Raw genomic sequence first — 18,137 nt, forward strand, 5'->3', positions numbered from 1 at the left:
TCAAAAGAGAATTTCTCTGCGCTTGAAATACATAGAATTTACTAGCCGTACGTAGGAAGTTGAATTGTAAAGGTACTACCTTTATCTAACTCGCTTTGAACGTRAATGCWACCTCGATGGGATTGAGCGATCGCTTTGGCTATTGCCAACCCCAATCCAGAGCCACCAGAATGACGAGAGCGATCGCCGCCAACCCGATAGAAGCGATCGAAAATCTTAGCATGATGTTCGGGAGTAATACCGATGCCATTGTCTGCGATCCGAATTAGAGCGTGCTGGTTGTTATACCCAAGAAAAATCGTTACCCGACCTCCAGTAGGAGTGTAGTTTATGGCATTGGCAACCAGATTAAACACCATTCTATATAGCTGTTCTTCATTGCCCATAACTATTATCGGAGTAGTCAACTCAAAGCTACTACTTAACGTTATTCCTGTTTGCAGAGCTAATGCTGCAAGCTCTTCTTCGATATCGCCAAGAATGTCTTGTAAGGAGCAAGGATAGCGATCGCCTAGTTTTATTTGTCTGTCGAGGCGAGAGAGAAATAATAGATCGCTTACTAGTTCCGATAATCTGAGATTTTGACGTTCGATAACCTTAAGGATATCCCGTGCTTCAGCCTCAGAAAAATGAGCCATTCTGGTAAGAGATTCAAGTGTGGCGCGAACGGCAGCTAGAGGAGTCCGCAGTTCGTGAGCGGCATCGGTGGTAAACTGTTGGATTTGGCGGTAGGACTGATACAGTGGTCGCATCGCCAAACCAGCTAAATACCAACTGACTGCGATTACTAACAGGATAATAATTGGCGTTGTCCATAAAATTGTCAGTCTTATCGAAGTGAGATAGCTATCGAATTCTTGCCAGGAACGCCCCACCTCTATGTAGCCCCAAAGTGAATTTTTACCGTCAAGGTCGTGTAAGGAGAGAGGTAGAGAAATTTGCTGGTAGCGATCGCCCCGACTATCCTCAATTAGTTCCCAGTCTGCTGTCGATTTTTCTAAAGGCAAACGCTCTGGCTCGATCCCAGCCTGGGCAACTGGTTTTCCTCTGGCATCTAAAAGCCTAACGTAGTAATCGCCCCGACCGATGGGATTAAGTGTATGACCCTCGCTTCGGTCTGCTAAAATCCAGTTAGAATTTTTATAAAGATACAGATTGGGCAGATATCTACGGGACGCTACCTCTAAGACACCCGATCGTTTGAGAGTCGATTCGAGATTGTCGTGTAAGTTTCCCGCAACGGATTTTAGTTCTCGTTCTAAGGTAACGCGATGGGCGTGGACAATTGCCCGCCATACTCCAAAACTACATGACAAGAACAGAAAGCTAATTATTCCAGTGTAGAAAACAGTCAATCGCCAGCGAGTCGAGCGAAAAATACTATTTTGATTCATCCTTAATGCTAAGGCGATATCCGATACCATATATGGTTTCGATCGGGAGTTGGCAACCATATTGTTCTAACTTGCGTCGCAGCCTTCGCATTTGTGCGGCTACTACATTACTGGTCGGTTCGATACCAAACTCCCACAATCGGTCTAATATCAGATCGCGAGTAATAATTCGATCTGGGTGGCGCAGGAAATACTCTAAAATCTGAAATTCTTTATTAGTGAGTAAAATCTTTTGCGCTTCTTTGGGAGCTTTATCGATATAAATTTCATGAGTGCCACAATCTAGGGTCATATTGCCTACTTTTAGCTGCTGTGGCTGAATTGGTAGCGATCTCCTCTGCAAAGCTCTCAATCGGGCTAACAGTTCGCTAGTGCCAAAAGGTTTGACCAGATAATCATCAGCGCCAGCATCTAAACCCGCTACTCGATCTTCGATGCTATCTTTAGCAGTTAACATCAATATCGGTAGAGAATTATGTCGATCTCTTAATTTCTGACAGAGTTCTATACCCGTCTGCCCAGGTAACAGCCAGTCAAAAATAGCTACTGTATATTCTTGCCCTCTACTTAGTAAATACCATTCTGCTTCCGTACCATCTCGAACCCAATCGACAACATAGGCTTCTTGGTGGAGATTTCGCTCGATCGCCGCACCTAAATCTGGTTCATCTTCAACTAATAGTATTCTCATATTACAATTAACCTCAAGCAAGTAGGCTGGAGAAATATTTATTACCGTGTTCTTATTGTGAATTCTCGAACATCAATTAAACCCGTTTGCTAATTTTGGTAGCCTCCTATACCAAATACTGACATACGATTATGAAATCAGAATGATATTAGTCATAACAAAGAGTGGTTCTTCAGTTATAAATATGCCAAATAATTAGTTAACAACCAAAAAAACAGGAATCTAACAAAGAACATAGCGAGGTCAAACCTTTGTTATATATAGGTTGTAATCACAATAACTTATCACATAAACTTACTTTAGTCCCAGTTAGTTAAGTTGATAGGTACACAAAATGGCATCCTCATCGAAAACCAAGCTGTTAACAGAATTGTTAAACCTCGAATCAGTTCGAGTCACAAAATATAAAATTTTGCCCCAAGTCGGACTAATCTTACACACGGAAGTTCTAAGTAAAGAAGCAAATTGCACACGCTGCGGAAATAAGAGTCAAAGAATACACCAGAATCATCGATATTTAATCAAAGATTTATCAATTAGTGGTCAGCCAGTATATCTGGAACTAAACCGAAGACAGTTCAAATGTGGATTCTGTCAAAAACCGTTTAGTGAAGAACTAAACTTTGTTCAGAAAAGACGAAAATATACTTCAAGATTAGCCACAGAAATAATCAGACAAGTATTAGCAGATGACATTAAAACAGTAGCTCAAAATAATGATGTCTCGACAGAAGAAATAGAAACAATGCTTAAAGATAAAGCTCAAGAACTAAAACAAGAAAAGCCATCAAAGTTAAAAAGATTAGGAATTGACGAAATCGCCTTAGTGAAAGGACAGGGAAATTATTGTGCGGTATTGGTAGATTTAGAGAAAAGCAAGGTAGTCGATATTTTAGAAGAGCGAAGTCAAGAAAAAATCATGTCCGTTCTAACTTCGTGGGGAACAGAAGTGCTTCAGTCAATTGAATATGTGAGCATAGACTTATGGAAGCCTTACAAAAGCTTGGCTAGAAAGTTAATGCCTAATGCCGAAGTAGTAGCAAACAGATTTCATGTAATGAAACAAGTCAATGAAGAGTTAGATGAGCAAAGAAAAACTCAAAAGCGAGAAGTAAAAAAAGAGAAATCCAAGAAAAAGAAGCAGAGAATCTTATCGGGACTAAGCAAAAGCAAATATGCTCTGCTCAAAAATGAAGATAATTTAAGTGAGAAACAACAAGAGAAACTAAACGAAGTTAAAATAGTTTGTCCAACATTAGGAAAAATGCACGAGTTAAAAGAAAAATTTAGAGATATTTTGCAACAAAAGCAAGATAGTTTAACTGGATTGCTGAAAATTAGTGATTGGTTAAAAGAAGCCCAAGCATATTATCCAGAAGCTCAAAAGACAATTATTAGATGGATAGGAGAAATAATTGCTTACTTTGACCAGAGAGTAACTAATGGAGTCGTGGAAGGAATTAACAATAAATTAAAGCTCATAAAACGAGCGGCATACGGATTTAGAAACTTTGGTAACTTTCGTGATAGAGTTTTATTAACTTGGCATTTTAACTGTTAGTTAAGCATACTATTTACTGAAGAACTCAAAGAGTTAAGATTAATTATTAAATAAAAAGAAACAAATTTAGCATTTTGTTAAATCAGCTAAAAGTTCAAACATCTAACAAGATTACTTTAGCGGTTGATATGAATAATTAATCCAGTCTAATTACTCGATTTCTTGTCTAGCAAATTTAAACTTTTATTAATTCAAATTTATATATAAACTATTAAACAAATTAAGTAATAGCTGTTTTATTAATGTTATAGAAGACTTGAATCGTATTTTTAATACAAAACAATAAGATAAAAATAAATATTGTTTAGCATAAAATTATGAAATAAAAGTGAAATAGATATATTGTAAAAAAAATTTGTTTTTTAATCAAAATTAGTTTTTTTTGTATATTAAATATATTAATTAGATGCGATTGAAGCTCAAAAAAATATAGTTGGAGAGAAGATAATGAAACACAAATCTAAAACTGCCTGGCGTTGGCGATCGCCTGGTGGTATTACTTTATTAATCATTCTGGCTATAGCTACTTTTTTTCTCGTAACGACGTATTGGGCGCATATAGTTCCTGTTTTGCCTTGGCTTCTATTATTAGCTTGTCCGCTAATGCATCTATTCATGCATGGCGGTCACGGCAGTCACAATAACAACTCAGAAGTAGGTCGAAAATGAATTTAGAACAAGATACTTGCAATGATAACGAAAATCAACGAATAGCAAATATCTATCAAAAGATTGCCAGTAATTACGATCTTCTGGGCGAATACTTACTTGGCATAATATTTAGTCCCTTTAGCTATTGGAACTATCGTTTTAGAGCGATCGCCTCTCTCAATTTACAACCTGGAGATACGGTTATCGATCTCTGCTGTGGTACTGGGTTGAATTTTCCACTGTTGGAAGAAGCCATTGGTTCGGCGGGAAAAATCATTGGGGTCGATTTAAGCGAGGCAATGTTAGCCCAGGCAGAACAACGGGTGACAGAAAACGGTTGGTCGAATATCGAGCTAGTGCAGAGTGATGCAGCCTCTTATGAATTTCCTAGCGGCATAGATGGCATTGTCTCTACTTTGGGTATTACCCTCGTTCCTGAAAGCGAGCGAGCGATACAAAGAGGTTGTCAGGCACTGTCTTCTGGAAAACGCTGGGTAATTTTAGATTTCAAGAAGCCAGACAATTGGCTTTCGCCGTTTGCACCCCTGCTGAGTTTCCTGTTTATTCGTCCCTTTGGCGGAAATTTAGCGATGGCAAACCGTCGCCCTTGGGAATCAGTTTATAAACACTTGAAAAATATTGCCTTCATTGAGTTATTGCTGGGCTTTGCCTACATTGCTGTCGGGGAAAGAGAAGAGAAAGAAAAATCTCATGAGTAGCATTCCTGAAGACTTACAGCCGTTTTCAGTTGAATGGACTACGTTTAAAATTAGCTGGCTTGTAGCTCTAAGCCATAAGCTTTAAGCTTTTTTGAGTCAGATTTGTAAGTAGTTTTAGGATTGACCGTTAGCGCGGACAGAGTGCTGAATGCCTTTCTCTAAAAACGGATAAGTAATTCAAAAAGTTTTATTTATACTTTTTGATGGCTTGTTATTTTTAACTCAAACGCAGTCAATAAACTGAAAGCAACTCGATTTTTAAAACTAGTAATTATTATCTATAAAAATGAAATAAGCATGAAATTTGTCGTTATAGATACATTTATTTTTTAGATTTCTTCAAATAACAAAAATATGAAATGAGGGTGAAATTAATACTTTTCTTAATAAATTGCTTTTGCAACTATAGATAGATAACATTTACTTAAAGATAAATATATGTTTTTAATTAACAACCGTTTGTTAAAAGGAAAAAGTTAATTATGCTTCTCGTACATGAAAAATATCAATCTAGTTTCGATACTGCAATGAAATGTGCAGTTGAATGCGAACACTGTGCCGAAGCCTGTATGGGCAGCGAACAAATGAAACAATGCGTTCGTTATTGCCTCGATTGCGCTGAGATGTGTCGCACTATTGCCACTTACATGGTGCGCGGGTCTAATTTCGTAGTTCAAGCAACTAAAGCCTGTGCCGAAATTTGTGAAGCCTGTGCCAAAGAATGCGAAAGTCACGATAGCGAACATTGTGCTAAATGTGCTAAAGCCTGTCGCGAAGCAGTAGAAGCATATCAAAAAATTACCAGCGTTGCTGCCTAAAGCTGGAGGAGCGTCGGACGGTTAAACGAGATGACGAAAGTGAAGAAATAGGTTGGGGCAAGGGGCGTATTGCTCTCCTACTTATCGCTTGCCAATTCTCTAATTACAGAGAAGTATCTCCCTTTCGTTTAACTGTTTTAAAGTTCTCGCTTGAGTTAGTAGCATGAGGTTTTCATCCTAAAGGTATAAACTAATGACACCACCAAACCAAACCGAACGACATCATTCTACCCACCAACATGACGAACACCATCGAGAACGCGACCATCATCAGCACGAACACCACGGACATAACGGTCATAGCGGACACGACAAGCACGCAGGGCATAATCCAGAAATCTTCAAACGTCGTTTCTTTATTTGTTTAATTTTAACTCTGCCAGTTCTTTATTTTTCCTCACAGTTGCAAAGCTGGTTGAGTTATCAAGCCCTAGAATTTCCTGGCTCAAACTGGGTAAGTCCCGTACTGGGGATTATTATTTATTTCTACGGTGGTTGGGTATTTCTCAAAGGTGCATGGCACGAGTTACGCAGTCAGATTGGGATGATGACTCTAATTGCCTTGGCGATTACGGTAGCTTTTGTCTACAGTCTGGCAGTATCTCTAGGACTGCGGGGAAAACCTTTTTATTGGGAACTGGTAACGTTAGTAGATATTATGCTGCTGGGTCATTGGGTAGAAATGGCATCGGTACAGGGAGCATCTCAAGCTTTGGAGTCATTAAAAGAATTAGTCCCCGCACAAGCGCATCTGTTGCGTAATGGGAAAGTTGAGGATATTCCCGTTAGTGAAGTAACAGCAGAAGACATAATTCTAATTCGACCTGGAGAACAAATTCCCAATGACGGAGAGGTAATTGAGGGGGCGACGGAAGTAGACGAAGCTTTTTTAACTGGGGAATCTCGTCCCATACCCAAACAAGAAGGAGATGAAGTAGTAGCGGGTTCGGTCAACAATGCAGGTTCGGTGAAGGTTAGGGTTACTCGTACTGGCGATGAAACCACCCTCAGCCAAATCATGCGTTTGGTAGAAGAAGCGCAAAACTCCCGCAGTAATTATCAAGCATTAGCCGATCGCATTGCCTATTGGTTGACAATAATTGCGATCGCTGTTGGTACGCTAACTTTTGTAGTCTGGTTGTCTTTATCCGATCTGGTATTTGCTATTAATCGCGCTGTAACCGTGCTGGTTATTACCTGTCCCCACGCTTTGGGTTTAGCCATTCCCCTGGTTATCGCCAACTCCACTGCCTTAGCTGCTAAAAACGGCATTTTGGTTCGCAACCGCGATGCTTTAGAAAGAGCTAAAGATATTAAAACTATGGCGTTTGATAAAACGGGAACGCTAACAGAAGGACACTTTGGAGTACAGAAAGTTTATACCGACGGTATGAATCGAGATGAAGCACTGGCGATCGCAGCAGCTTTAGAAACTTCTTCCGAACATCCTCTAGGTAAAGCCATAGTAGAAGCCGCAGAAGTTGAGGAACTAGATTTACCTTCAATGAGTGACTTTGAGACGGTAACGGGTAGGGGAGTCAAGGGTAGAGTTAATAGCAAACTCTATCAAATTGGCAGACCTGAATGGATTGAAGAACAGCAATTACATTTACCAATTTCTTTACAAGAAGGCTTAAATACTGCCGACGAACGGGGTGAAAGTGCCGTAGTGTTGCTAGATGAGTCCCAAGCAGTAGCGGTAATTTCTCTGGCGGATAGAGTTAGGGAAAGAGCCAGAGAAACAATTAATAAATTAAATAATGAAGGTATTCAGCCTGTAATGATTACGGGAGATGCCGAAGCTGTTGCCCGTACCGTAGCTAGAGACTTGGAGATCGAAAAATACTATGCTCGCGTTCTGCCCGAAGATAAGGTAAACATTATCAAACAGCTAAAGCGAAAGCAGCCTACAGCCTTTGTCGGTGACGGGATCAACGATGCTGCTGCCTTACTAGAAGCCAATATGGGTTTGGCAATTGGTGCGGGGACGAATGTGGCAATTGAATCAGCCGACTTGGTGTTAATTGAAGACGATCCTTTAGATGCAGTCAAAGCTCTCAACTTAGCAAAGAAAACCTATGGCAAAATGATTCAAAATTTGTTTTGGGCAACGGGCTATAACGTCATCGCCATTCCTTTGGCGGCAGGAGTGCTTTCACCTTGGGGATTTGTGCTTTCTCCCGCAGTTGGTGCACTGTTGATGAGTTTATCGACAGTGATTGTGGCAATTAATGCTGTAATGTTACGCCGAGCCAAACTCGCTTAACCTGGAATCCAAACCAACCGCAAAGCTTATCAAAATTTACCCCAAACGAAATATGCAAATTGAAAGTCGAACTAGAAAATATCAGACATGGATAAAAATGAATCTTTGGAAAAAAATGCCGAAAGAATAACTGAAATAATTAATCCCACACAACCTCATAAAACTTCTAACCAAGAAGTTGGGACGAGTAATGGCGGCGGACTAGAACTAATCTCGATCGCTATAGCTATAGTTGCAGCCGCAGGATTATCTTATTTACTCCAAAAACATAAATCCGAGCCAGGTAGGAGCAAGCACCTAAACCTCGATATTTTTCAACGATTTGCTCGACCTAGCTGTCGGAAATGTCGGTTTTTCGATAATAATTCTCATCTTAAGTGTGCCGTACATCCAATTCGGGTGGGCAAGATCTCAGCCCAAGACTGTTCTGACTACTGGCAACGCGACTGCCGTAGGTTTTGGCATCGTTAAATAAGCTTCATTGTAGCAGCCGCGATTCGGGAATCAAATTACAGGTTACGCGAGAAAACAAAGATGGCGACATGAAAACCATTGCCGTCAAAGAAATTTGAATTTTTAACCAGAAAAGAATATAGATATGCGTAAAATTACAGTTATAGTTGCGTTGGTGCTAGCCTTTTTTATTCTGTTTGTTCCCGGATACATTCTTTGGATTACCTGGAAATCACCAGAACCAATACCAGCAGTAATCACGCCAAACACTAGAAACAGCAGCCGCTTCTTGGCTGCAACTCCTACCGAGTTAAGCCAGACGGTAGCCAATGCTCTGTTTCCCGAAGCTGGTAACGAAGCACCCGATGGCACGATCCGCGTCCCTGCCGACAACTGGCAAGCGGGAGTAGCAGCAGCCCCACTAATACGCTGGGTGAATGCACCACTAATTATGGATGAAAGTATCTCTACAGTTAGGGTAGAAACTTCAGCACCAAATGTTCCAAGTGAATTTTCCCCAAACGATGCTGCTAGTCTGGCAGCTCAAATAGATGCTGCTACCGCCTCGATCGCGGGTTCGCCAACTACTAACGTCTTACTAGTAGCAGAAAATCCTGGATATGCCATTCCAGCAGCTTACTGGGCAGCCCAGTCTGGAGATACGGTGTTGTTTGCCGATAATGAGTTACCCGAACCGACTCGCCAAGCTCTATTGCGACGTAACGGTAATGCTCGTATTTACACTTTAGGAGTAGACGGCAGGTCTTTAGGGCTAGATGAATTTGGTACTTATCAAAATTTATCTGCCAGCAATGATATTACTGCTGCTTTGTCAATGGCTGAGTTTTACGACGAAGATAACGATTTTGGCTGGGGTTTCGACCTCAACAATTTTGGCTGGCGCGTAGATTCTCACTATAACTTCGTGCTGGCAAACCGAGACTTACCAGAAATGGCGATCGCGGGAGTATCTTTAGGACGTTTTGGTAAGTATGGACCTCTATTGTGGACGGAGGGCGATCGCCTTCCGATCCTGACAAGTCAATATCTTTGGAAGGCAAAGCCTGAATACTATACCAACCCCGTAGAAGGACCATTCAATCATATTTGGGTTTTGGGAGATTACGACATTATCGACTCCGCCGTCCAGGGACGCGCCGATACCAGCCAAGAAATTAGCGAATACCGCTCTCAAGGGGATTATGGACTCTCTGGATTGGAAATGCTGCTGGTTATCTGGATTGTGGCGGGGATTGTCAGCGCGATCTGGCTGATTCTCTATAGCTGGCGACGCTTGCCTCAAATTAGCACGATGATGCTAGCTACCTGGGGTCTGCTGGGTTTGGTGTTTGGACCTGTAGGCGTTTGGATTTACTCGATGAGCTACGACCAAGCCCCCTGGAAAAAAGACGGCATAATGGCATCTTGGCAGCGACCTAGCTTTAATGCAGTCATGTCAGCTTCGGCAATGAACCGAGGTTTTGACGGTCCTTTAATGTTGGTAATTTCTTGGATCGTCACGTTTTTAGGGCTGCCTTTAGTGGTGTTTCAAGGTCCGTTGTTTTGGCTGGGTAACTCAATGATGTGGGGTATTTACATCTCGTATTTCGGCGCGTTATTACTCCACTGGCTGGTCATGCACGCGGGAATGTTTATGATGGGCAGCGATCGCACCTACGGTCAGGCAGTTAAGCGAGCTTTTTTACCCGCCTTAGTCTCAATGACGGCAATGGCGGTAGGCATGATGGGCTTTATGTGGTGGATTCAAATGGTCAATTTAGGTTCGATGCCCGACGATGACGAACTGCTGTGGTGGGGAACGACACTAGTATCGATTGCCGTTGGTTGGCTGGTGGCTCTACCTTTTGATGCTTTGCTAGTCAAGCACGATATTCAACCAGGAGATATGTAAGTCGAAGGAAGAGGATAGAGGGCAGAGGGCAGAAGTATTAACCAATCGCTGCCCATTAATAACCAATTATTAATAACTAATTGATACACAGGCGAATAGCCATTCACCTTCACTAACGACTAACTACTAACAACAATGAAACGATATATTTGGTTTACCAGTTGGCTGATACTGGCGATAATTGCGGTATCGGGATTGGGTATGAGCGATCGCATCTCCAGCAGTTCCGCTCAGGCGCAACAGCCAGAAACAGCTTTGAGTATATTTGCTGAAAATACTCAAACTACAGGCTTTACAGCTCGATATGCAGGGCAAGATGTTTATGAAACTGCTGCTACCTTGGCTCAGATTACCTTTCCTTCCACAAGTGACCTCAGCCGTCCTAATGCGGTGATTTTAGCCAATCCCACTCTGGAGGCAGGATTAATGACGGTCGAGCAGTTAATTCATATGCCTATCGACGCACCTATCCTCTATAGCGACAATAACGGCTTGCACCCCGTTACAAAAGCGATGATGAAAGTGCTGAAACCAGAGGGTATTTCTTATGACTCCAACGTGCAGGTACTTGTAGTCGGACAAATTTCCGACGCAGTGGTTGGTGAAGTAGAAGCAATGGGACTAAAAACCAGACGTATCAGCCCAGAAAGTAACGCTCCAGTCGATCTGGCTGTGGCGATCGACGATTACAGGGCGACGATGATGGGCAACCATCCCGACGTGGTATTTATTGCCTCTTTAGAAGAACCTACCTTTGCTCTCCCTGCGACTGCTTTTTTGGCACACGCCATGAGCAATATTGCTTTTGTGGAGCGAGATAGCATTCCCGAACCAACCAAGGAAATGCTCCAGCGTCGTTATGGACCTGCCTATATGTACATCATGGGACCAGAATCGGCAGTATCGGAAAAAGTAATGAAAGACCTGTCACAGTTCGGTCACGTACAGAGACTTTCAGCCGAAGACCCCTATCAAATGTCTGCCTATTTTGCTGGCTATGCCGATTTAGGTAACAACTTCGGCTACTGGATTTGGAGGATTCCTCGCATGGTGGGCTGGGGTGTAGCAGAACCCGGTCACAACTTCACCTTTGCCAACCCCGATCGCTGGGCGGAAACCATTGCAGGTTCGATTCTTTCCCACCGAGGCAAACACGGACCGATGTTGTTAGTCCAACAAGATAGTATTCCCGAATCAGTGCAAGGCTATCTCGACTACACGGTGCGTCCCCGCCCCACAACTCCACGAGACCAGTTATTCAATCACGGCAACATTGTGGGCAACAGCGAAGCCATCAGCACTCGCCTCCAGACAGAAATTGATAACCTTTTGCAGCCTAAAGCAATTGCAGCAGCAAACGAAGGAGCATAAACAATGTCTACTACTTATAAGCATAATATTCCGCAGCAGTCCGAGCGTACTATTGTGGCTTACTTTGACCGTCAATCTCAGGCACAAAGAATAGCCAAAAGACTATCCGACGATACAACTTCCGTTCGAGTCGAGCGAGTATCTGGCAAGCAGGTGAAACGAGTACTCGCTAACGCTCAAGCTGGAGTTTCAGTCGTAGAAATTGGCAACCTGGCTTGGGCGGGGCTAATTATCGGCAGCATTCTCGGTGCATTTTGGGGCGCATTCACTTTCTCAGGACGCATCCCGCTTCTTGGAATTATTGCTCCTACTCTTAGCGGAGGATTAGTTGTAGTTATTTTCTTATGGGCGGGAATTTTTGCCTGTATCGGCTGGCTGATTGGTGCTTTAATTCGCCTGTTTCAATCTTCTTCCTCTGGTTCTAAATATGAGGTTAGAGTTACCCTACCTCAATACAGACTGAAAGAGGTCGAACGAATGCTCGCCCGTGCGGAAGCTCTATCGGTCATTGAGGTAGAAAATCCAGAAGAGATAATGTCTACTCATACATAGATCGAGCTACCAGTCACAAACAAAATTCTAGACGGCGATACGAAAACGATCGCCATAAATGAAAATTAATTTTGAGGAAAAATATCATGCGAAACGGTTTGGTTTCACAGATTAGAACAGCTAGCGGATTGAACTTATTACTTGGATTTTGGTTAATTATCGCACCATTTTTATTGAGATATGCGTTTCCCCGTTCGATAACCAATGACGTTACTATTGGCATTACTATCGCCATCCTCGCCGCAGCACGCCTTTTAGGTGCATACAGGGCAGCTTGGTTAAGCTGGTTCAACGCTTTTTTAGGATTGTGGTTGATAATTGCTCCTTTTGCACTTCTGTACGGCTCTTCCAGTGCATTATGGAATGACGTTATCGTCGGTCTAATCGTTTTGTCGTTAGGGGTTTGGAGCGCGATGGCAAGTCGTCGCCCCCGTCCTCTTGAATAGTGTCAGCAATAAAAGCGAGAATTCACCTTGGTTTCATTATTGGGATGAACAATAAAAAAAGTATTCTTAGAAACCATCGAACACATAAGCAAAGTTGTAAGTATCGCTTCCTACCTTTTGGCTTATTAAAAGGAGATTGTAAGGGACTGCCGTTGCTGAAGATGCGAACAAGCGTAGCGATTGAGTAGCGATTGCCTTATTAAAGCGAGTTTTGTGGTGATTATTTGTAGCAAATTTAATCGATAGTAAAAGATGTCAAAAATTGGTTTGTTTTTTGGAACCCAGACAAGCAATACATTAACCGCAGCCGAAATGATTCAACAGGAATTAGGGGGTGAATCAGTAGTCGAACTGATTGATGTGGCTCAAGCCGAACCAAGTGATTTTGCCGAATTTGACAAGATTATTATCGGCTGCCCTACTTGGAATGTAGGAGAACTGCAAAGCGATTGGGAGGATATGTATGACGAATTAGACGACATTGATTTCTCTGGCAAAAAAGTAGCTTATTTTGGTGAAGGCGACCAAACGGGCTATCCCGACACCTTTCAGGATGCAATGGGGATGCTGGAAGATAAAATCTCCAGTCAAGGAGATGAAACTGTGGGCTATTGGTCTACCGAAGGATATGATTTTGAAGATTCCAAAGCCCTTAGAGACGATAAGTTTGTCGGTTTGGCTTTGGACGAGGATAATCAATCAGATTTGACCGAGGAAAGGATAAAGTCTTGGACAGCTCAGTTAAAACAAGAATTTGGTTTATAGACCGATTGGGAGGCAAATTGAAGGAAAGCGTAAGCGATGAAAACGAAAAATGTAGAGCGAGCGCAGCTGTTAACTAATGGCAGCCAAAATGAATTGCTCGAACTAATTTGTCCCGAACTTATTGTTTTGGGGTGGGCAGATATCTTAACTGGATTTGCCATTTCTGGCGCTTTACACAAAGATATTCAACTGACACTTTTACCTTTAATATGTTTGTTGGTGGCGATCGCAGTCATGTCTATAGGAGGAGCTATCCTAGCTTGTAATTCTGTTGCTGACTCTGATGCCCTCGAAGATTCTGAAGCAGAAAAAACGACCGAAACTAGATTATTGGTAAACCCGATTGCGGTTGGTATCTTACTTTCAAGTTCGGCAATCTTAGTGGCAATGATTGTTTCACCATTGGCAGCGTTTTTATCAGTGGCGATCGCTATTACTGCCTTTGGTCATAGCTTTTTTACTTGCTTATATCCTCTGTATCGGCTGCTGAATTTCGCTCTCTATCGCGCTAGCAGTATTTTACTGGGAATTAGCGTTATTCCTAATGTTTGGCAGCAGCGTTGGTATGTAGTTTTAGTTCCCGTTATCTATTTAATAATAGTCGTTCTTTACTCTCAAAAAAATGTTGGTGAATCAAAAATTCCTGACGAATTGCCAATTTTACTATTAATGCTGATAGTGTTTGAAGGCATTTTTTTGATGTATAGCAATACGGGGTTAGGTTAGGACACAGTAGGCTATTATTAGGAGCGAAGCGATCGCGAAAAAAGAAGAAAAAAAATGCCTGCTCCCTACAGCTACGACTTGAGAAAAAAAGCGGTAAATGCAGTAAAAAGAGGTGAGAAGAAAATAGTTATTTGTCGGCTAATGAGAATTAGCCGTAATACCTTAAACCTATGGTTACAGAGAGAAAAAGAAACAGGAGACTACAGCGCGATCGCCAACCGCCCTCCTAGAGAAAATCGCAAAATTCAAGATTTAGAGAGATTTAAACAGTTTGTGAAGCAACATCAAGATAAGACACAGCAGCAGATGGCGGATTTATGGGGAGAAAATCTCACCCAGCAAAACATTAGTGATGGCATGGAAAAGTTAGGCATAACCAGAAAAAAAAACTTACGGGTATCAAGAAAGAGATGAAGAGAAAAGAAAACAATTCAAAGAGAAACTTCACCAAAAATCCTCAAATCATCTAGTTTATATTGATGAGGCAGGATTTGATAATCGAGACGATTATCCCTACGGATATAGCCCCAAAGGAGAAAGATGTTACGCACTTAAATCTGGTAAAAGAAACGAGAGAGTAAGTTGGATTGCGGCACTTAAAAAAGGAAAAGTATTTGCTCCATTAACTTTTGAGGGGTCATGTAATCGAGATTTGTTTGAGACGTGGCTCGAGAAAAGTTTGATTCCTCAACTTCAACCAGGGGATATCATTATTATTGACAATGCTACTTTTCACAAAGGACAAAGTATTCAAGAAATAGTATCCGAGGCTGGATGTGAGATTTGGTATTTGCCTCCTTATTCTCCCGATCTAAACAAAATAGAGCGTTGGTGGTCTGTTCTCAAAACTTGGATGAAGCAGAGAGTTAAAGAATTTGAGACTATTAGAGAATGTGTTGATGCAGCTTTCAAAAAATGTCCTAACGTATATGCGTAACGCTATATGTCTTTCCTAGTTACGATATTTTCAATGTTTCGCTGTTTGCGATTATGCTAGCGCGACAAATATTGCCAGTATATTTCAAATCCGTGTACGAACCAATGTTAGAGACAACAAAGATGGCAATCAATGCTTTTTGGGAAGGAATATTCCTGTTGGATGCTGCGATCGCTGCTGGATTTTCAAATTGGTTTTACCCCTTACTGGTATTATCTATGCTACCAGTTGCTAGAAAAGCTGTTAGTCCAACCACTACTCTGCCAACAAACGTATAACAAATATCGATTGAATAAATGACTTGGTTAACTCAAACAGTTGGAGTAGTGCTAATAGCTATAGCAATGGTGGATATATTTATAACGGTTTTGTATCCCCGCACGGGCAATAGCCTCTTAAGTATGCCTATTAGTAAAGGAACTTGGAATATATTTCGGCAGGTAGCACGCTGGAGCAAAAACGACCGTCTCTTATCTTACTGTGGTTCGGTGATTCTAATAATTGTAGCCATAGTCTGGATTGCTCTATTTGTCATCGGTTTTGCTTTATTTTTGCTGCCCGCCCTGGGTACTGGCATCCAGGCAACTCAGGGTAAAATTCCTACCGATTTTGGCACTGCTGTTTACTATAGTGGCTTTAACTTTACTACTTTAGGTGTGGGGGATTTGGTTCCCAAAAATACTGTTTATCGGTTAGTTACGATCTTAGAAGCAGCACTGGGCTTTGCTACCTTTACAGTTTCGCTAACCTATCTGCTTTCGGTTCTCAATGCTCTAACACAACGCAACGTTTTTGCCTTAAGCCTTCATCATCGTACGGGTAGTAGGGCTAACGCTACCGAACTCTTATTAGGTTGGGGAACTGGCGGTAAGTTCGATCGCGCTAAAGCAGACATCACCTATATGACGCGGGATCTATTACATTTATTAGAATCCCATCATTCTTATCCAGTCCTACACTATTTCCGCTTTCACGAAGCCCAATATTCTCTGGCGCGAATGACACTGATAACCATGGATACGGCGGCGTTACTCAAAAGTGCGCTAGATCCCCAGCAATACAGAGATTTGATTGATTTTACTGGCATTTAAGTGGAATGATATTGCTCCTGCCGAGTCAAGGATTTTGGCTTGAAGATAGTTTGATGGTTTTGGCTGCTAAAGTCTCTACAAGATAAAAATGAAATCAGGATGAAACTTCGCTCGATACTTAGATAGATTTTGATAGATTTTATGACTATCTCATTTGATAGATGAGTAATACCTCAATTTAGCTTTATTTTGAAGGTACATGAAAGGCTACCATTTTTAAATCAAAAAGCAGAGAATGGAATTTTAAGCCAGAAAGATGAGGGAAAGACGGTAGGTACACTCCAGAGGTCAATCCGCTCCTTTAGAGTTCGAGCTTGTCTTTCTACTTCGAGTAAGCTCGAAAGAACTCTTCAAAGCGAGGTGAAATCAATACTGAATGCCTTGCTTTAAATATTTATAAGACTAACTAAACATGAATGACGCTAATTTTTGGCAACTTTATAGCGAAGCCGTTCTTACTACCCTAAGCTTTTTCTGGAAAGCATTGTGGGCATTTATAATTGGCTATATTATCAGCAGTGCGATTCAAGTATTCGTTACTCGCGAACGAATGCAGCAAACGATGGGTGAAGCAGGAAAGAAAAGCATTGCCCTCGGTACTTTCTTTGGCTTTATTTCTAGTTCCTGTAGCTTTGCAGCTCTATCTACTACCAAGTCTTTGTATAAAAAAGGTGCGGGATTCGTTCCTTCTCTAGCTTTTTTGCTCGCTTCAACTAATTTGGTCATCGAATTGGGATTTATTATCGCCATCTTTTTAGGCTGGCAATTTGTTGTCGGTGAATATCTCGGTGGAATTTTATTGATTCTGTTTACCTGGTTATTTGTCAGCTACACACGTCCTAAAGAATTAATCAGAAAAGCCAGAAGACGCTTAAACGATCGCGAAGGGGAAGATAAACAAGATGGAGATGCTCCCGACTGGAAAGATAAAATCACTAGTAAAAAAGGATGGCAACAGGTAGCCAAAAAATACTTTATGGAATGGGGTATGGTCTGGAAAGACGTGACCTTTGGTTTTACAGTCGCAGGAGTTATTGCCGCCTTCGTACCCCGTTCTTTTTTTCAGGCTCTATTTCTAGGTGCTGGTTCGCAAAATCCAGGCTTTTTCGCCGTTTTAGAAAACACTATTATCGGTCCAATAGCAGCCTTTTTTACCTTTATTGGTTCGATGGGTAATATTCCTTTAGCGGCCATTCTCTTTAACAACGGGGTTAGCTTTGCAGGAGTAATAGCATTTATCTTTAGCGACTTAGTCGTTTTCCCAGTGATTCGCGTTAACGCCAAATATTATGGCTGGAAAGTTGCCTTATATATTGTGGGAATCTTTTTTGCGGCGTTAGTAGCAACCGCTATAGTCATGCACTATGGTTTTTCCTTGTTTGGATTGCTACCAGAAAATGCTGGAGCTACTAGCCCTCAGTCAACAGAACGTTTCGCCATTGACTATACTTTTTGGCTCAATATGGCGTTTTTAATCGCTACAGGAGTTTTAGCCTGGTTGCGTTTTGGTAGTGGTAAAAAACAAAAAAGTCAAAGTCAGCATCAACATCACCAACATCAAGGTAATAATGACGGAGACAAAGGAAAACACAAACATCATGGCGGACATAACCACGGTGGCGGCAAGCAAGGATTTACGGAAAAACTACTGTTTTGGCTGGCTATCTTGTCCTATATTTGGCTAGCTGGCGGTATTATTGTCACCTTGTTTGTCAGCAGTAGCGGTTAATAAAAATAGCGATCGCTTCTTTCGATTGAAAGTCTATCAATAATTCAGCTATGGC

Annotated in this window: 18 protein-coding genes; 16 read left to right on the forward strand and 2 right to left on the reverse strand. The window is 41.6% G+C overall.

Translation table 11 applies throughout. From position 1 onward, the window contains the following. Positions 1 to 41: 41 nt before the first annotated feature. Together rppB and rppA are read right to left on the reverse strand one after the other, a co-directional pair. Complete coding sequence (gene rppB, locus KV40_RS28430; RefSeq protein WP_253274411.1) at positions 42 to 1,424, reverse strand: two-component system sensor histidine kinase RppB; 1,383 nt, start codon at positions 1,422 to 1,424, stop codon at positions 42 to 44. Beyond that, entirely contained in the window at positions 1,381 to 2,085 is a 705-nt protein-coding gene (gene rppA, locus KV40_RS28435) for a two-component system response regulator RppA (RefSeq protein ID WP_036488389.1), read from the reverse strand. Before rppA ends, rppB begins: the two co-directional genes overlap by 44 nt. Positions 2,086 to 2,419: 334 nt before the next feature. Between rppA and KV40_RS28440 the strand changes: the two genes are divergently transcribed. The 16 genes from KV40_RS28440 (at position 2,420) to KV40_RS28520 (ending at position 18,082) form a co-directional block, all read left to right on the forward strand. Further along, on the forward strand, positions 2,420 to 3,646 hold the full coding sequence (locus tag KV40_RS28440; RefSeq protein WP_036488391.1) for an ISL3 family transposase: 1,227 nt from the start codon (positions 2,420 to 2,422) through the stop codon (positions 3,644 to 3,646). 447 nt (positions 3,647 to 4,093) lie between these two features. Continuing rightward, entirely contained in the window at positions 4,094 to 4,315 is a 222-nt protein-coding gene (locus KV40_RS28445; protein WP_036488393.1) for a DUF2933 domain-containing protein, read from the forward strand. Beyond that, positions 4,312 to 5,016, forward strand: coding sequence for a class I SAM-dependent methyltransferase (locus tag KV40_RS28450; protein ID WP_036488397.1), 705 nt, complete (start codon positions 4,312 to 4,314; stop codon positions 5,014 to 5,016). The genes KV40_RS28445 and KV40_RS28450 overlap by 4 nt, the downstream gene beginning before the upstream one ends. A gap of 482 nt (positions 5,017 to 5,498) precedes the next feature. Continuing rightward, positions 5,499 to 5,834: a four-helix bundle copper-binding protein gene (locus tag KV40_RS28455; protein WP_036488400.1), complete on the forward strand. Its 336-nt coding sequence runs from the start codon at positions 5,499 to 5,501 to the stop codon at positions 5,832 to 5,834. 193 nt (positions 5,835 to 6,027) lie between these two features. Beyond that, the gene (locus tag KV40_RS28460; protein ID WP_036488402.1) at positions 6,028 to 8,100 is read left to right on the forward strand and encodes a copper-translocating P-type ATPase; all 2,073 of its coding nucleotides are present in this window, start codon (positions 6,028 to 6,030) and stop codon (positions 8,098 to 8,100) included. Between the two features lie 87 nt (positions 8,101 to 8,187). After that, entirely contained in the window at positions 8,188 to 8,571 is a 384-nt protein-coding gene (locus tag KV40_RS28465) for a hypothetical protein (protein ID WP_036488405.1), read from the forward strand. 127 nt (positions 8,572 to 8,698) lie between these two features. Next, a complete protein-coding gene (locus KV40_RS28470) occupies positions 8,699 to 10,465 on the forward strand; it encodes a DUF4396 domain-containing protein (protein WP_036488408.1) in 1,767 nt (588 codons plus the stop codon). A gap of 135 nt (positions 10,466 to 10,600) precedes the next feature. After that, positions 10,601 to 11,836, forward strand: a complete 1,236-nt coding sequence (locus KV40_RS28475; RefSeq protein WP_052056038.1) for a hypothetical protein — start codon at positions 10,601 to 10,603, stop codon at positions 11,834 to 11,836. A 3-nt stretch (positions 11,837 to 11,839) separates the two neighbouring features. Continuing rightward, the gene (locus KV40_RS28480; protein WP_036488411.1) at positions 11,840 to 12,388 is read left to right on the forward strand and encodes a hypothetical protein; all 549 of its coding nucleotides are present in this window, start codon (positions 11,840 to 11,842) and stop codon (positions 12,386 to 12,388) included. Positions 12,389 to 12,474: 86 nt separating this feature from the next. After that, entirely contained in the window at positions 12,475 to 12,834 is a 360-nt protein-coding gene (locus tag KV40_RS28485; RefSeq protein WP_052056039.1) for an SPW repeat protein, read from the forward strand. 252 nt (positions 12,835 to 13,086) lie between these two features. Further along, a complete protein-coding gene (gene fldA / locus KV40_RS28490) occupies positions 13,087 to 13,599 on the forward strand; it encodes a flavodoxin FldA (RefSeq protein WP_036488413.1) in 513 nt (170 codons plus the stop codon). Positions 13,600 to 13,635: 36 nt separating this feature from the next. Continuing rightward, positions 13,636 to 14,325 (forward strand): hypothetical protein, encoded by a 690-nt coding sequence (locus KV40_RS28495; RefSeq protein WP_036488416.1) that lies wholly within the window; start codon positions 13,636 to 13,638, stop codon positions 14,323 to 14,325. Between the two features lie 54 nt (positions 14,326 to 14,379). Beyond that, positions 14,380 to 15,262 (forward strand): IS630 family transposase gene (locus KV40_RS34420; RefSeq protein WP_216595581.1). Its coding sequence is split into 2 segments (ribosomal slippage): positions 14,380 to 14,706 and positions 14,708 to 15,262, totalling 882 coding nucleotides; the frame shifts between segments, so codons are not numbered across the junction. A 104-nt stretch (positions 15,263 to 15,366) separates the two neighbouring features. After that, positions 15,367 to 15,540, forward strand: a complete 174-nt coding sequence (locus KV40_RS28510) for a hypothetical protein (RefSeq protein WP_156114230.1) — start codon at positions 15,367 to 15,369, stop codon at positions 15,538 to 15,540. Positions 15,541 to 15,558: 18 nt separating this feature from the next. Beyond that, positions 15,559 to 16,353 (forward strand): potassium channel family protein, encoded by a 795-nt coding sequence (locus KV40_RS28515; RefSeq protein ID WP_052056040.1) that lies wholly within the window; start codon positions 15,559 to 15,561, stop codon positions 16,351 to 16,353. Positions 16,354 to 16,765: 412 nt separating this feature from the next. Further along, the gene (locus tag KV40_RS28520; RefSeq protein ID WP_036488421.1) at positions 16,766 to 18,082 is read left to right on the forward strand and encodes a permease; all 1,317 of its coding nucleotides are present in this window, start codon (positions 16,766 to 16,768) and stop codon (positions 18,080 to 18,082) included. The last annotated feature ends 55 nt before the right edge of the window (positions 18,083 to 18,137 follow it).

Source organism: Myxosarcina sp. GI1 (assembly GCF_000756305.1).
In the GTDB taxonomy this organism is placed as follows: Bacteria; Cyanobacteriota; Cyanobacteriia; order Cyanobacteriales; family Xenococcaceae; genus Myxosarcina.

Coding starts and splice junctions, on each gene's coding strand:
- rppA (WP_036488389.1), bottom strand. CDS start 2,085: ATGAGAATACTATTAGTTGAAGATGAACCAGATTTAGGTGCGGCGATC.
- KV40_RS28440 (WP_036488391.1), top strand. CDS start 2,420: ATGGCATCCTCATCGAAAACCAAGCTGTTAACAGAATTGTTAAACCTC.
- KV40_RS28445 (WP_036488393.1), top strand. CDS start 4,094: ATGAAACACAAATCTAAAACTGCCTGGCGTTGGCGATCGCCTGGTGGT.
- KV40_RS28450 (WP_036488397.1), top strand. CDS start 4,312: ATGAATTTAGAACAAGATACTTGCAATGATAACGAAAATCAACGAATA.
- KV40_RS28455 (WP_036488400.1), top strand. CDS start 5,499: ATGCTTCTCGTACATGAAAAATATCAATCTAGTTTCGATACTGCAATG.
- KV40_RS28460 (WP_036488402.1), top strand. CDS start 6,028: ATGACACCACCAAACCAAACCGAACGACATCATTCTACCCACCAACAT.
- KV40_RS28465 (WP_036488405.1), top strand. CDS start 8,188: ATGGATAAAAATGAATCTTTGGAAAAAAATGCCGAAAGAATAACTGAA.
- KV40_RS28470 (WP_036488408.1), top strand. CDS start 8,699: ATGCGTAAAATTACAGTTATAGTTGCGTTGGTGCTAGCCTTTTTTATT.
- KV40_RS28475 (WP_052056038.1), top strand. CDS start 10,601: ATGAAACGATATATTTGGTTTACCAGTTGGCTGATACTGGCGATAATT.
- KV40_RS28480 (WP_036488411.1), top strand. CDS start 11,840: ATGTCTACTACTTATAAGCATAATATTCCGCAGCAGTCCGAGCGTACT.
- KV40_RS28485 (WP_052056039.1), top strand. CDS start 12,475: ATGCGAAACGGTTTGGTTTCACAGATTAGAACAGCTAGCGGATTGAAC.
- fldA (WP_036488413.1), top strand. CDS start 13,087: ATGTCAAAAATTGGTTTGTTTTTTGGAACCCAGACAAGCAATACATTA.
- KV40_RS28495 (WP_036488416.1), top strand. CDS start 13,636: ATGAAAACGAAAAATGTAGAGCGAGCGCAGCTGTTAACTAATGGCAGC.
- KV40_RS28510 (WP_156114230.1), top strand. CDS start 15,367: ATGTTAGAGACAACAAAGATGGCAATCAATGCTTTTTGGGAAGGAATA.
- KV40_RS28515 (WP_052056040.1), top strand. CDS start 15,559: ATGACTTGGTTAACTCAAACAGTTGGAGTAGTGCTAATAGCTATAGCA.
- KV40_RS28520 (WP_036488421.1), top strand. CDS start 16,766: ATGAATGACGCTAATTTTTGGCAACTTTATAGCGAAGCCGTTCTTACT.